This is a genomic window from Mesorhizobium sp. M7A.F.Ca.MR.362.00.0.0, assembly GCF_004023175.1.
Classification (GTDB): domain Bacteria; phylum Pseudomonadota; class Alphaproteobacteria; order Rhizobiales; family Rhizobiaceae; genus Mesorhizobium.
The window spans coordinates 1-1,433 of sequence record NZ_RZTF01000733.1 but is presented as its reverse complement, the minus strand read 5'-3'; the positions used below and the strand labels follow the sequence as shown (position 1 = coordinate 1,433).

General features: G+C 65.2%; 2 protein-coding genes and 1 pseudogene. All 3 read left to right on the top strand.

The features are described from left to right. Nucleotides 1-188 (top strand): annotated as a pseudogene (locus EOC06_RS41170) (precorrin-3B synthase); the annotation flags it as partial. A gap of 2 nt (nt 189-190) precedes the next feature. Further along, the gene (locus EOC06_RS37245) at nt 191-823 is read left to right on the top strand and encodes a precorrin-8X methylmutase (protein WP_128310113.1); all 633 of its coding nucleotides are present in this window, start codon (nt 191-193) and stop codon (nt 821-823) included. Then, on the top strand, nt 820-1,433 hold a 614-nt coding region (locus EOC06_RS37240), incomplete at its 3' end, for a precorrin-2 C(20)-methyltransferase (protein ID WP_128310112.1). The genes EOC06_RS37245 and EOC06_RS37240, both read left to right, overlap by 4 nt.

Here is a 1,433-nt window from a genome sequence, read left to right as displayed (position 1 = left end):
CGACGGCAAAGGCCCTTCCTGCGGGCTACAGGCCGGGCTATGACGCCGCGCGCGGCATCGGCCGCGTCGCGGCAATGATCCGCAGCGCACGATATCAAGGCGAGACTGCCGCTGCTTGCCTGACAAGGCTCGGGCCGGCCGGTATCGCCGAGGCTTACCGACAGGCCCAAACTGAAAGACGGAAATGAGCATGGCCGCCTACGACTACATCCATGACGGCACGGCGATCTATGAGCGCTCCTTCGCCATTATCCGCGCCGAGGCTGATCTTTCGCGCTTCTCCGAGGCCGAGGCCGATGTCGCTATCCGCATGATCCATGCCTGCGGCCAGGTCGAAGCCGCCAGGCACTTTGTGTTCTCCACCGATTTCGTTGCCGCTGCTCGCACCGCTTTGGCGGCCGGCGCGCCGATTTTCTGCGACGCGGAAATGGTCTCGCATGGCGTCACCCGCGCCAGGCTGCCGGCCGGCAACGAGGTGATCTGCACCTTGCGCGACCCGCGCACGCACGACATTGCCAAGGAAATCGGCAACACCCGTTCGGCCGCCGCGATCGATTTGTGGGGCGAGCGCATGGCGGGCTCGGTGGTTGCCATCGGCAATGCACCGACCGCGCTGTTCTATCTATTGGAAAAACTGCGCGATGGCGCGCCGAAGCCTGCGGCCATCATCGGCATGCCGGTCGGCTTCGTCGGTGCTGCCGAATCGAAGGACGCGCTGGCCGAGAATTCCTACGGCGTTCCCTATGCCATCGTGCGTGGCCGTCTCGGCGGCAGCGCCATGACCGCCGCAGCGCTCAATTCATTGGCGAGGCCGGGCCTGTGAACGCGCTTCCCAAAGGCCGTCTCGTCGGCGTCGGCACCGGTCCCGGCGACCCCGAACTGCTGACCCTGAAAGCCGCGCGGGCCTTGGCGGAAGCCGATGTCGTGGCCTATTTCGCCAAGCGCGGCAACAACAGCAATGCGCGCGCCATCGTCGAAGCGCAGTTCCGGCCTGAAATGACGGAATTGCCGCTGCTCTATCCCGTCACCACCGAAATCGACAAGGACCACGACGACTACCGCTCGCAGATCACGGCTTTCTACGAGGAGTCCGCCGAGAAGGTCGCCGAGCACCTTCAGGCAGGCAGGATGGTTGCGGTGCTGTCCGAGGGCGACCCGCTTTTCTACGGCTCCTACATGCATCTGCATGTGCGCCTCGCCCATCGCTTCCCGACCGAAGTTATTCCCGGCGTCACCGCCATGTCCGGCTGCTGGTCGCAGACTGGTGTTCCGATCGTCCAGGGCGACGATGTGCTGACGGTGCTGCCCGGCACGATGAGCGAGTTCGAGCTGACGCGCCGGCTGGCTGACACCGATGCCGCCGTCATCATGAAGGTCGGCCGCAACCTGCCAAAGATCAGGCGGGCGCTGGAGGCTACGGCCAAGCTGTCGCG